The sequence below is a fragment of the Parabacteroides sp. APC149_11_2_Y6 genome, from assembly GCF_054506995.1.
On the sequence record NZ_CP173709.1, the window covers coordinates 658,405 to 670,038 of the forward strand.

General features: G+C 40.9%; 12 protein-coding genes. 9 read left to right on the forward strand and 3 right to left on the reverse strand.

Annotated elements, in window-relative coordinates; genetic code table 11:
* The first annotated feature begins 175 nt into the window (after window positions 1–175).
* Both ACGE0T_RS02735 and ACGE0T_RS02740 read left to right on the forward strand, forming a co-directional pair.
* Window positions 176–886: an SGNH/GDSL hydrolase family protein gene (locus ACGE0T_RS02735; RefSeq protein ID WP_459190407.1), complete on the forward strand. Its 711-nt coding sequence runs from the start codon at window positions 176–178 to the stop codon at window positions 884–886.
* Window positions 887–898: 12 nt separating this feature from the next.
* Window positions 899–1,474, forward strand: coding sequence for a DNA-3-methyladenine glycosylase I (locus ACGE0T_RS02740; RefSeq protein WP_459189010.1), 576 nt, complete (start codon window positions 899–901; stop codon window positions 1,472–1,474).
* Window positions 1,475–1,565: 91 nt separating this feature from the next.
* On the opposite strand, the gene ACGE0T_RS02745 is transcribed toward ACGE0T_RS02740, so the two are convergent.
* Window positions 1,566–2,045, reverse strand: coding sequence for a ferritin (locus tag ACGE0T_RS02745; protein WP_459190408.1), 480 nt, complete (start codon window positions 2,043–2,045; stop codon window positions 1,566–1,568).
* A gap of 76 nt (window positions 2,046–2,121) precedes the next feature.
* A complete protein-coding gene (locus ACGE0T_RS02750; RefSeq protein ID WP_459189011.1) occupies window positions 2,122–2,550 on the reverse strand; it encodes an Hsp20/alpha crystallin family protein in 429 nt (142 codons plus the stop codon).
* Window positions 2,551–2,891: 341 nt separating this feature from the next.
* Between ACGE0T_RS02750 and ACGE0T_RS02755 the strand changes: the two genes are divergently transcribed.
* Window positions 2,892–4,343 carry a DUF4153 domain-containing protein gene (locus ACGE0T_RS02755; RefSeq protein ID WP_459189012.1) on the forward strand — a complete coding sequence of 484 codons (1,452 nt, stop codon included), beginning with the start codon at window positions 2,892–2,894 and terminating at the stop codon, window positions 4,341–4,343.
* A gap of 88 nt (window positions 4,344–4,431) precedes the next feature.
* Here the strand turns inward: ACGE0T_RS02755 and ACGE0T_RS02760 are convergent, their stop codons facing one another.
* Window positions 4,432–5,265, reverse strand: a complete 834-nt coding sequence (locus tag ACGE0T_RS02760; protein WP_459189013.1) for an OmpA/MotB family protein — start codon at window positions 5,263–5,265, stop codon at window positions 4,432–4,434.
* A gap of 95 nt (window positions 5,266–5,360) precedes the next feature.
* Here ACGE0T_RS02760 and nrfH point away from each other — a divergent pair, with 95 nt between their 5' ends.
* The 6 genes from nrfH to ACGE0T_RS02790 all read left to right on the forward strand — a co-directional run bounded on the left by nrfH (window position 5,361) and on the right by ACGE0T_RS02790 (window position 11,593).
* Window positions 5,361–5,951 (forward strand): cytochrome c nitrite reductase small subunit, encoded by a 591-nt coding sequence (nrfH, locus tag ACGE0T_RS02765; RefSeq protein ID WP_459189014.1) that lies wholly within the window; start codon window positions 5,361–5,363, stop codon window positions 5,949–5,951.
* Between the two features lie 25 nt (window positions 5,952–5,976).
* Window positions 5,977–7,461, forward strand: coding sequence for an ammonia-forming cytochrome c nitrite reductase (nrfA, locus tag ACGE0T_RS02770; protein ID WP_459189015.1), 1,485 nt, complete (start codon window positions 5,977–5,979; stop codon window positions 7,459–7,461).
* 11 nt (window positions 7,462–7,472) lie between these two features.
* Window positions 7,473–8,717 carry a cytochrome c biogenesis protein ResB gene (locus ACGE0T_RS02775; protein ID WP_459189016.1) on the forward strand — a complete coding sequence of 415 codons (1,245 nt, stop codon included), beginning with the start codon at window positions 7,473–7,475 and terminating at the stop codon, window positions 8,715–8,717.
* Entirely contained in the window at window positions 8,717–9,511 is a 795-nt protein-coding gene (locus ACGE0T_RS02780; RefSeq protein ID WP_459190409.1) for a cytochrome c biogenesis protein, read from the forward strand. Before ACGE0T_RS02775 ends, ACGE0T_RS02780 begins: the two co-directional genes overlap by 1 nt.
* 39 nt (window positions 9,512–9,550) lie before the next feature.
* Window positions 9,551–10,858: an alginate export family protein gene (locus ACGE0T_RS02785; protein WP_459189017.1), complete on the forward strand. Its 1,308-nt coding sequence runs from the start codon at window positions 9,551–9,553 to the stop codon at window positions 10,856–10,858.
* A 66-nt stretch (window positions 10,859–10,924) separates the two neighbouring features.
* Entirely contained in the window at window positions 10,925–11,593 is a 669-nt protein-coding gene (locus tag ACGE0T_RS02790) for a Crp/Fnr family transcriptional regulator (RefSeq protein WP_459189018.1), read from the forward strand.
* Window positions 11,594–11,634: the final 41 nt, after the last annotated feature.

The window sequence follows — 11,634 nt, forward strand, 5'->3', positions numbered from 1 at the left end:
GTGTTTTAATGTTGATTAACAGTGTGTTATTCCTTATCTTGTTAAAAACACAGGTAATTCTGAGCTTCTTTTTATAAACTTTGTTTTACTTTGTGTTTTTGAAAAATCAATGTATATGAAACACTACAGGACGTTTATCAGTTTATTTATATGTTTAGTGGTCTGCAATTGGATAATGGGACAGGAAAAGAAAAATCTGAATATTGTATTTATTGGTAACAGCATTACTCAGGGAGTGATACTGGAAAATCCGGCTCACGATGCCCCTCCGGCAAAAGCGGCTCTTTATTTGAGCAAACAACCTTCTGTCGGCTCTGTGAAGTATGCCAACCGGGGAGTAAGCGGTTGTACTACGGTTGATTATTTGCCGCAGACAGAAAAACTGTTTCCGAAAGCTATTGTTGCAGCCGACCAGTTTAAAGATGAAACCTGGGCTACTTTGCTTTTCTCTATTATGTTGGGAACAAACGACAGTGCAATCACGGGACCGAACGGTGCGCCTACTTCTCCGGCTAAATACTATGAGAACATGAAAACGATCATCGATAAGTTATTAGCATTGTATCCCGATTGTAAAATCGTAGTACATCGTCCGGTTTGGTATAGTCCGAATACGTATAACGGGGCGAAGTATTTAGAGGAAGGCTTGAATCGTTTGCAAAGTTATTATCCGGAACTCCAGTCGTTGGTATTGGATTATTCCAAACGTTTTCCCGGGCAAGTCTTTATGGGGGATACGGAGGGGTTCGATTACTTTAAAACTCATTATAAAACAGACCTTTTCCCAGAAGAAGGAAATGCCGGAACATTTTATTTGCATCCGAATGTGAAGGGAGCTGCCGTCTTAGGTACGTTATGGGGAAAAGCTATTATGAATGTACTATAAACACCTCGAAATATGGAAGATCTAATCAATACACGTTGCGGTTGGGCCGGAACGGACGAACTATACATAAAATATCACGACGAAGAATGGGGAAAACTCGTTACTGATGACCGAACCCTCTTTGAGTTTTTGGTACTCGAAAGTGCTCAGGCCGGATTAGCCTGGATTACTATCCTCCGGAAACGGGAAGGATACCGGGAAGCTTTTCTTCATTTTGATGTGGAGAAAGTTGCGCAAATGACATCAGAAGACGTCGAACGATTGATGCAATTTGATGGAATCGTTAAAAACCGGTTGAAAATCAATAGTACAATCAATAATGCGAAACTATATATGGTTATTCAGAAAGAGTTCGGTAGTTTTTACAAGTATATCTTATCATTCTTCCCCAACCAGCAACCTATCGTTAATAATTTCAAGAGTTTGGGGCAGATACCCGGCACATCTTCCGAGTCGGATGCGATAAGCAAAGATATGAAAAAGCGAGGTTTCAAGTTCTTCGGCTCAACAATCTGTTATGCTTTTTTGCAGGCGGCCGGCTTTGTGAACGACCATTTGGAAGGTTGTTTATGCAAAGTGACTCAATAAGAAATGTAAGGCTATAGTCGTTAATGATAAAGGGCTGTTTGACTTTCAATTGTCAGACCGCCCTTTCCAGTTTCTCCGTATTGTATATGGATTATCTTTTACCCAGTTGATGGTCTAGAATGGCAATATGGCAATCGCCAAACAGTTTCAGTTTTTCAACAAGGTTTTTAGCTGTCGCTTCTTCTTCCACCTGTTCGCGGACAAATCCCCACAAGAAATCCTGGGTTGCTTTATCTTTTTCAGCTGCAGCAACATCAACCAGGCGGTCAATCAATTCGGATACATGTACTTCATGTTCGTATACATGTTCAAATACTTCCAGCGGAGAACCGAAAGCCGTAGGTACTACATTTATTTGTTCCAGTTTAACCTGGCCGCCGCGTTTTACAGAGTAGTCGATCATTTTGTAGGCATGCTCCATTTCTTCTTCGGATTGTTTTTTCATCCAGTGTGCACATCCGTCAAGACCGATTTGGGAAAAATGGATATACATAGAGAGATACAGGTTGGATGACCACATCTCAGCCAATATTTGCTCATTCAGAGCGTCTGAAAGTTTTCTACTTAAAATCATAATGGTTCGTTTTAATAAAATTGCTTTTCATTAAAACAAACCATTATAACGTAAGGTTTACCGTAGAACCGGATTATTTGATTTCAATAATTTTTTCTGCTTTTTTAGCTTCTTCTTCAGTCCGTTTGGGAATAGAGATATTCAATACCCCATTTTCGACTTTGGCTTCGATTTTGTCTTTTTCGACATTGTCGGGAAGCACCATTGTCTGCTGGAATTTACTGTAAGAAAATTCACGGCGCAGATAGCGTCCGTCTTTTTTGTCTTCTTTCTTTTCTTCCTTTTTCTCCATCGATACAACCAAATTGTTGTTTTCGTCGATGCGGATACTGAAATCGTCTTTTGTCATACCCGGAGCAGCAACTTCAACCCGGTAATCTTTGTCAGATTCAATGACATTAATTGCTGGAGCTGTAGAGTTTGCTTTAATCATCCAGTCGTTGTCGAATAAATCATTGAATACATACGGTAACCAATTTTGACTTCTTCTCATCGGTGTCATAATACAGTCCTCCAATTATAAGTTAAACATTTATGAATAAATCTCTTGTTGATTTCGTCTTTAATCCGAACTCGTCAGATATATTTCAAAAGATGTGCCATGATGCAGATTGGCACGTTAATAGAAATAAAGCTTGATAAATGAGTTTGAAAATGTAATTCCCAGACTTTGATTTTTATTCTTTCCCTGAATTTGATACATGTTATGTGATTGAAAAAATGACAGTTATCGTTTTAACGAATACTGAAAATCTGGCATAAGACGAACCGTTTTGACATTTATATAGCCTTTGAATATCAAATATGTCTTATATTTGGAGTCTTGTTAATAACTGGTTGAATATGAAGAATAAAATAAAGGCTATAGCCGAACATTTGAAAATTGCCATACATCATAATCCGGTAGAAGTGATATTGACTGTATTATTTTGTATAATAGGTTGTGCATCCTATGATTTAGCTGATAAGGACTGGATTATATTATTGAGTTATTTTCCTGCCTTGTTTCTGGTTACCTATACATTAAATATATTGACCAGGGAAAAACGGTGGCGTTTTGTATATTATGCCTCATTTTTCTTTTTCATCTTTTTTGGGTGGAAAACGAAAGAAGATCTGGTTACATGGGTGATAGCTGTTCTTTTCTTTCTGATTGGCGATTGGAAAACGGAGAATAAAGCTTTTGTCAAAAAAGGCCTTCACTTTCTCCGGGCCTTCTTTTCCGCCTTTCTTCTTGCTGGGGTGGCGTACTTGTTGTCTATTGCAATCTATTATTCCATACAATATATTTTTGAACTGGGATATGGAAGTGAGAGCCGTTTCATGACTTATGCGACAAGTATTGCTTTTGCCGGTGTTTTGCCTCTTTTGTTCCTTACTTTTCATCAAGAGAGGGAGGAGGAAGGATATAATAAACTATTTGATGTTTTGATGAATTATGTCCTCTCACCCGCATTGCTTATATATACGGCTATCCTTTACCTTTATTTTATTAAGATTGCCGTATTGTGGTCTTTGCCCAAAGGGGCAGTTGCTATAATGGTTATGGCTTTTGTTTCTGCAACTTTTGTTTTTAAAGCTTGTCAGCCATTTTTACTTAGAAGATATTATGATTGGTTCTATCGTTTTTCGAGCCTGGCAGTATTACCCGCTCTGATTATGTTTTGGGTTGGAACTTCCTATCGTATCAACCAGTATGGCTATACCGAAGACCGGGTTTATCTGGTGATAGTGGGTGTCGTTTTAACAGTAACAGCTTTGTTATTTATCTTCCGGCGTACGGGAAAATATCTTTATTCTGCATTATTGGCATTCGTATTACTCATTACGTTTACTTATATCCCCGGAATAACGGTAAAAGATATAGAACGGAGGTCGCAAGAGGGAAGAGAAAATACCGGAGGGGATACTTCCGGATATAACTATTCATCTGTTTTTATTGAAAATATGAATCCGGTGGATATTGCATCTTATAAGACTATGCAAAAGGTCTATTCTTATAAAAGGGATACAAGTATGATGTGGACTTTGGTTGAGAGGGATACGCTCTTTTTATATGATAAAAATGAACATTTGATTTTTCGGGAACATATACCGACTTTATTTAAAAGACAGATGGAGAAAGTCGGGCTTACTCCGTTCGATTCGATAAAGAAAGCCGATTATCCGGCATTGCTGCGGATAGAATTGGATTCGGCTTTACTCTTATTGGATGAGATATCTGTGGAACGTTTTTATCCGGATTCAGCCTATACCGTAAATGCTATTTATCCGGGATTTTATTTGCAGAAATAGATTCTACATGATAAGTATCATTTTCCTGTGTCATAGTTATGAATTTTGTAAATCATAGTTATGATTTGGAAAAATGATACTTATGATTTTATTGTAGCATTTGGAATAATTTGTCCAGCTTCGGTGCCATGATAATTTCCGTACGACGGTTTTTAGACCGTCCTTCGGGTGTTTCGTTATTGTCGACAGGCATAAACTCTCCACGTCCGGAAGGTTGGATTTGCAGTGGGTTCACACCGTAATCTTTTGTCAGGATACGAACGACAGAGGTTGCGCGGATTACACTTAAGTCCCAGTTGTCTTTGAAGCGTGCAGTGCTGATTGGTTTACTGTCGGTGTGTCCTTCGATGTAAACGTCGATGTCTGTTTGTTTGTTCAAAACTTCCGCCAGTTTGGCAAGCGCTTCTTTTCCCCGTTTGTCTACATTGGCACTTCCCGATTCAAACAAGAGTTTATCGGACATGGCAACATATACTTTACCGTCTTTTTCCCTTACGGTCAGTTCATCACTGCTGAATCCCAACAAAGCCTCTTTTACACTACTGAGCAATTTCTGAACTTTTGCATTTTGAGCATTAATCATATCCTGCAGTTCATTGATAGTGCGTTCCCTGTTATCCAGTTCCGTCATTTTCTGGCTGAGAAGCGCATTCAATTTTTCCTGTTCGGACATGTTTGCATTTAGCATGTTTTCATAATTACGAATGTTCTGCCCTAAACGCACAGTATCCCGTTCGAGACCGGCAAGGCGTGCATTGAGCTTGTCATTGTCATCCCGGCTGTTGGCAAGTTTGTCTTGCAAATCGTCTCCACGGGCGATGGCTTCCAATCTGCCGTTTTCCGCCAATAAATACTTTTTCTTGGTTACGCAAGAAGAGCATACAAGCAGTGCTGACACTGCAATCAATAAATACTTTTTCATATAAATCACAAATTTGGCGCAATGTAATATTTATTACATTTTACTTATATCTTATTTAAGATATTTGTGCGAAAATAAACCATAATTAAGGCTGTATGAAAATTAGGGAAATAATAAATGCAATATTGCCTTCGACGCGATGGAAACTGTTTGCTATTGTTGTGGGAGGTGTTGTTTGCGGGCTTGGTGCTTATACTGCATTTGCATCCAGGGCTTGGAGCTATTTGTCTGATGACCCGTCCGGTTGTGTAAATTGCCATATAATGGCACCTTATTACGCCACCTGGAACCACAGTTCACATAGCAGGAATGCAACTTGTAATGACTGCCACGTCCCACATCAGAATTTTGCCCGTAAATGGATGTTCAAGGGAATGGACGGGTTGAGGCATGCTGCGGTTTTCACGATGCGGGGTGAACCCCAGGTTATTCAGGCTATCGAGGGTAGTGCCGGAGTAATCATGGACAACTGTATTCGTTGTCATACCCAATTAAATACCGAATTTGTCAGTACGGGGAAAATCAATCATAAGGAAGTTCTTGCCGGTGAAGGAAAAGCCTGTTGGGATTGCCACCGGGATGTTCCTCATGGAGGCACAAATAGTTTGTCGTCTACTCCAAATGCATTGGTGCCTTATCCTAAGACGAATACGCCGAAATGGCTGGAAGAAATGCTTACCGAATAACCGATAATTTTAAAATACGATTCATATGGAAAAGAAGCTGAAATCATGGCAAGGTTGGCTGTTGTTCTTTGTAACGATGGCAGTTGTTTTTGTATTGGGCATGTTTGCCTCGTCTGTTACCGAAAGAAGGGCGGAAATAGCGAGTGTCTTCAACAATAAAAAAGTAGAGATAAAAGGTATAGAAGCGAAAAATGAAGTGTTCGAACCGAATTATCCCCGCGAATATCAAACCTGGACACAGACTGCGGATACCAGTTTTACAAGTCTTTATAATGGTAGCCAGGCGGTGGATGTATTGGCACAGCGCCCGGATATGGTGATTCTTTGGGCAGGATATGCTTTTTCTAAAGATTATTCAACCCCACGCGGACACATGCATGCTATTGAAGACATGCGTCATACGCTGCGTGTCGGTTCTCCGATGACTGAAACTGAAGGTCCCCAACCAGCAACTTGCTGGACTTGTAAAAGCCCGGATGTGCCCCGTATGATGGAAAGTATAGGGGCCGAAAATTTCTATAAGGCAAAATGGGCTGCAATGGGAAAAGAAATTGTGAATCCGATTGGTTGTGCCGATTGCCATGAACCTGAGAATATGAACCTGCATATCAGCCGCCCGGCTTTGATAGAAGCGTTCCAACGTCAGGGAAAAGATATAAATAAGGCGACCCCGCAGGAAATGCGTTCACTGGTGTGTGCACAATGCCATGTGGAATATTACTTCAAAGGAGACGGTAAATATCTGACATTCCCCTGGGATAAGGGGTTTACTGTAGAAGACATGGAAGCTTATTATGATGAAACGGGCTTTTCCGACTTTACTCATAAATTGAGCCGTACACCGATATTGAAAGCACAGCATCCCGATTATGAGATTTCACAGATGGGCATTCATGCACAACGCGGAGTATCGTGTGCTGATTGCCATATGCCTTATAAGAGTGAGGGTGGTGTAAAATATAGTGACCATCATATTATGAGCCCGTTGGCTATGATTGACCGTACTTGCCAGGTATGCCATCGTGAGAGTGAAGAAACCTTACGTAATAATGTATACGAACGCCAGAACAAAGCACGTGAAATGCGTGATCGCCTGGAAACAGAATTGGCAAAAGCACATATCGAAGCTGCTTTTGCATGGGATAAAGGAGCAACAGAAGCGCAAATGGCTCCTGTCCTGAAATTAATCCGCCAGGCACAATGGCGTTGGGATTTCGGCGTGGCTTCACACGGAGGTGCTTTCCATGCTCCGCAGGAAATTCAGCGGATTTTAGGAAACGGACTGGATAAGGCTTTACAGGCACAGTTGGCTGTAAATAAGGTGTTGGCTAAGTTGGGCTATACAGATGAGGTTCCTATGCCGGATATTTCAACAAAAGAAAAAGCGCAGAAATATATCGGTTTGGATATTCCTGCCGAACGTGCACAGAAAGAAGAATTTCTGAAAACAATCGTTCCGAAGTGGTTGGAAGAAGCAAAAGCAAATAATCGGTTGGCAAAGAATAGCTGATATAAGATAGTATGTGGAATAATACGTGGAGATATGCAGAAGGATGGACTATTGGAATAGGCTTGTTTATGACAGGCATAATCCTCCAGTTGACAGTGGGAAAAGTGGATACAGCTTTTGTTCAGTATCCGGTTAACCTGATTTTTGGAGGAGGATACCTGATTATTCTTATTCTTTTACATTTTTTGGGCCGGATAAAAACACCGCTTCGTTGGTTCTCCGGCTTGGAGGCAAGCATAACTTCATTGTTGTCGTTGTTAGTGATGGTTATCTTGATGGGGTTGACCAGACAGGTCGCCCCATCTGAAAATCTTTCAGCAGGCGGATTGGCACGGTTAGGATTTATGCAGATGACTTCTTCGTGGCCTTTCATTCTGTTATTTCTTTATTTTCTATCTGTATTGGGATTGGTTACGCTTCGGAAAATAAGCCGTTTCCGGTGGAAAGATATTCCTTTCTTTTTGAATCATGCCGGGCTTTTTATTACACTTTGGGCAGCAATATTGGGTAGTGGGGATTTACACCGGTTGCGCATGACTGTTTCGAAAGATGCTGTTGAATGGAGAGCTATCGATGAAAATAACAAACTGACGGAACTTCCGCTTGCTATCGAGCTGAAATCATTTGTAATAGAAGAATATCCACCGAAGTTAATGTTGATAGATAATATAACAGGGAAAGCCCTGCCGGAAAAGCAACCGGTTAATTTCCTTGTGGAGGAAGCGCCGTGTTCGGGCAGCTTGTTGGATTGGGAGGTAGAAGTGAGCAATTATTTGCCGATGGCTGCTTGTGTGGCAAATGCAGATACGGTAAATTTCGTAGGCTTCAATTCGGAAGGTGCGACATCCGCATTATATGTTAAAGCCCGGAATAAGCATAGCGGTACTATGCATGAAGGGTGGGTAAGTTCGGGCAATTATATGTTTCCTTATGTAACATTGCCTTTAGATGAGAACATGGTAATGGTTATGCCGGAACGTGAACCGAAACGTTTTGTTTCCGATGTGATTGTATATAAAGAAAAAGATAAACAAAAGGTTGAGGCACAGGTTGAAGTGAATAAACCGTTGAATGTATCCGGCTGGAATATCTATCAGCTGAGCTATGATGAAACAATGGGGAAATGGAGTAATTCAAGTGTTTTTGAATTGGTGCGCGACCCTTGGTTGCCAATTGTATATACCGGTATTTTTCTAATGCTTGCCGGCGCCGTCTGCCTTTTTGTGCAAGCGCCGAAGAAAGGGAGGACTGAATGATGGATTGGGGAAGTTTTATCTATATGGCTATGCCCGCGTTGCTTTGCTGGATAATGGCGGCATGGTGTGCTTATAAACCGAAAGGATTTACTTGGGCTGTAGCATTGAATGGGGTGGGATTGACTATCTTTCTTGCTTTTATCATTGGATTGTGGTTCTCTCTCGAGCGTCCTCCTTTGCGGACTATGGGGGAAACCCGTTTGTGGTATTCTTTTTTTCTGCCGGTAGCAGGAGGTATTACGTATATCCGTTGGCGGTATAAATGGATACTGTCGTTCAGTACATTGTTGGCAGGTGTTTTTATTTTCATAAACCTGCTTAAGCCGGAGATACATAACAAGACCTTGATGCCGGCTTTACAAAGTCCTTGGTTTGCTCCGCATGTGATTGTTTATATGTTTGCCTATGCCATGTTGGGAGCTGCCGCTATTGTTGCGGTATACCTGTTATATCGCTCCCGGAAACAGGCAGTGAGTAGCGATATGATGGCGCTATGTGATAATCTGGTTTATGTGGGGACTTCTTTCCTGACAATCGGAATGTTGTTTGGCGCTATCTGGGCGAAAGAGGCCTGGGGACATTATTGGAACTGGGACCCGAAAGAGACTTGGGCGGCTGCAACTTGGATGGGAAATTTATTATACATTCATTTCAGGCTTCACCAACGTTTGCGGACTTCGGTGGCATTAGGGATATTGATAGGTTCGTTTATTCTTTTACAGGTTTGTTGGTTCGGGGTGAATTATTTGCCCTCTGCGCAAGGTAACAGTGTGCATACTTATAATATGGGTTGATTTATGGTAATTGAAAATTAGAAAATAACATCAAGACTTATGAAAACACTATCAGTTATTATTTCCGGTTTACTTTTATTGAGTTCCGGAATCGTCCGTGCGGAAGAAAACGGGCACAAAGACAAAAAAGAGAATACATTCTTTATGAATGTACAAATACGTCCTCGTGCAGAGTATCGGAATGGCGTTCTTTTTCCTCGTGATAAAGGGGAAGATGCCGCAGGATTTATCAATAATCGTGCCCGTTTGTCGTTGGGATATGAGCGGGAGAATCTTTCAATCGGTCTTTCTGCCCAACATGTGGGGGTGTGGGGACAAGACCCGCAGATTGATAAGAACGGGCGTTTTATACTGAATGAAGCCTGGGCGCAGTTGAATTTCGGCACGGGATTTTTTGCCAAATTAGGACGTCAGTCTCTTGTGTATGATGATGAACGCCTTTTGGGGGGACTGGACTGGAGTGTTGCCGGACGTTACCATGATGCATTGAAATTAGGCTATCAAAATTCAAATAATAAACTGCATTTGATAGTGGCATTCAACCAGAATGATGAAACCCTTATCGGAGGAACCTATTATGCTCCGGGTGCACAACCTTATAAAACGATGCAAACACTTTGGTATGAACATACTTGCAGTAAAGTATTCCGTGCTTCTTTCCTTTTCATGAATCTGGGAATAGAAGGTGGAGACAGCGAGAAAAAAGAGTCTGATACAAAGTTCATGCAGACTTTAGGAACCAATTTATATTATACACCCGGTAATTGGTCATTCGGCGGAACATTCTATTACCAGTTCGGAAAAAGTAAAGCCGGAAAAGATATATCAGCTTTTATGTGGGCTGTTAATGCCGGTTATCAGATTGATCCGCGTTGGAAAGTGGCTATCGGTAGTGATTATTTAAGTGGAGCAGGCAATGACCCGGCCGGAAAATATAAGGCATTCGACCCTTTGTATGGAACACATCATAAATTTTACGGGGCTATGGATTATTTTTATGCCTCTTCTTTTAAAAACGGGTTAAACCCGGGGCTTTGGGATAATCAGCTTTCCGTGGCTTTCAAACCGGTAAAGAAAGTAAACCTTTCTCTTGCTTATCATTATTTTTCAGTAACGGGAGATGTTTATGAAAAAAGTGGAGAGAAAGCAAACCGTGGATTGGGGTCTGAATTGGATTTTCAAGTGGACTGGCAGATAATGAAAGATGTCAAATTGTCGGCAGGATATTCTACAATGTTAGCTGGCAAAACAATGGAATTGGTGAAAGGTGGAGATTCATCCAGTTGGCAGGATTGGGGATGGTTGTCTGTTAATATTAACCCCCGCATTTTTACTGCTAAGTGGTAAGAGTTGTTAGTATTGGAAATTCCTCTATATTTGTAGGAGGATACGTCTAATACTAAAAATAAAACGATGGACATTACAGAAATATTTAAAATACCGCTTTTCAAAGACTTAACTTTGAAAATGCAGGAAGAACTGCTCGATAATTTGGAATATACGATTGATCATTATTCCAAAGGAGAGACAATCATCCGTCAGGGGTCACCCTGTAATGCCCTACATGTTTTAATAGAAGGGAAATTAAATGTGGATGTACTGGATGTTTCCGGCGTAGAAGTACGTGTGGAAACTATCCAGGCGCCGCGTACTTTTGCAACCCCTCATTTGTTTACCAAACAATGTGTTTTCCCTGCAACTTTTACGGTTGAAGAGGATGCAACATTGATAAGAATACCCAAAGACCATTTTTTTAAAGTGATGAGTAGCATGCCTCAGTTACTCCGTAGTTTCCTTTGTGTCAGCACAAGTTGTAATAAATGTATAATGACGAGATTGAGAGTCTTGTCTTTCAGAGGTATCCGCAGCCGGTATATTTATTATGTATTAGATCATTTGGAAAAAGGGGCGGATGTCGCTGTAATAGAGCATAATCAGGTGCAACTTGCAGAATATTTTGGAGTGACACGCCCTGCCTTGTCCAAAGAAATCCGGAAATTAGTAGATGGCGGTTTTATCTTGCTCCTTCCTAAAAATAAAGTGCGAATACTGAATCGGCAAGGGCTGGCAAGTCTGTTATGATTAATTGTTAAAATAGAATGGTCTTTGATTGGTAATATCCA

Coding starts and splice junctions, on each gene's coding strand:
- ACGE0T_RS02735 (WP_459190407.1), top strand. CDS start 176: ATGGGACAGGAAAAGAAAAATCTGAATATTGTATTTATTGGTAACAGC.
- ACGE0T_RS02740 (WP_459189010.1), top strand. CDS start 899: ATGGAAGATCTAATCAATACACGTTGCGGTTGGGCCGGAACGGACGAA.
- ACGE0T_RS02750 (WP_459189011.1), bottom strand. CDS start 2,550: ATGACACCGATGAGAAGAAGTCAAAATTGGTTACCGTATGTATTCAAT.
- ACGE0T_RS02755 (WP_459189012.1), top strand. CDS start 2,892: ATGAAGAATAAAATAAAGGCTATAGCCGAACATTTGAAAATTGCCATA.
- ACGE0T_RS02760 (WP_459189013.1), bottom strand. CDS start 5,265: ATGAAAAAGTATTTATTGATTGCAGTGTCAGCACTGCTTGTATGCTCT.
- nrfH (WP_459189014.1), top strand. CDS start 5,361: ATGAAAATTAGGGAAATAATAAATGCAATATTGCCTTCGACGCGATGG.
- nrfA (WP_459189015.1), top strand. CDS start 5,977: ATGGAAAAGAAGCTGAAATCATGGCAAGGTTGGCTGTTGTTCTTTGTA.
- ACGE0T_RS02775 (WP_459189016.1), top strand. CDS start 7,473: ATGTGGAATAATACGTGGAGATATGCAGAAGGATGGACTATTGGAATA.
- ACGE0T_RS02780 (WP_459190409.1), top strand. CDS start 8,717: ATGGATTGGGGAAGTTTTATCTATATGGCTATGCCCGCGTTGCTTTGC.
- ACGE0T_RS02785 (WP_459189017.1), top strand. CDS start 9,551: ATGAAAACACTATCAGTTATTATTTCCGGTTTACTTTTATTGAGTTCC.
- ACGE0T_RS02790 (WP_459189018.1), top strand. CDS start 10,925: ATGGACATTACAGAAATATTTAAAATACCGCTTTTCAAAGACTTAACT.